This is a genomic window from Bacillus pretiosus, from assembly GCF_051294775.1.
GTDB lineage: Bacteria > Bacillota > Bacilli > Bacillales > Bacillaceae_G > Bacillus_A > Bacillus_A wiedmannii.
In genome coordinates this window covers 1-294 of sequence record NZ_JBPPHF010000325.1, presented here as the reverse complement: position 1 = coordinate 294, position 294 = coordinate 1, and the positions used below count along the sequence as shown (strand labels likewise).

General features: G+C 41.2%; 1 protein-coding gene. It reads right to left on the bottom strand.

Annotated features, from left to right (window positions below; translation table 11 throughout):
- The coding region (locus ACSG5Z_RS31085) for a hypothetical protein (RefSeq protein ID WP_435712881.1) at positions 1 to 294 on the bottom strand (294 nt) is incomplete at both ends.

Sequence of the window (294 nt, the reverse complement as noted above, 5' to 3'; positions counted from 1 at the left end):
GCCGGAATAACTCCTTCATTCACGCCAATGACAAATGTTGCTTTCACATTTGATAATCTTGAACGATCAATATTACCAATTAACACTTGGTCTAATGACGGCGGAATGTTTGCGAATTGAAGCGCCTCAAGACCTGTCGACATAACATCTGTGAACATAGAAAGTGACATTTTCTCTTCGCCAAGCATCTCAACGAACGTATCAAGAAGACTCCTTACTTCTTCCCATACTTGCTCATGATCTGTCGCAAATAAGAAATCTCCGCTCTCTTCTGCACGAATACGTAATGCTACT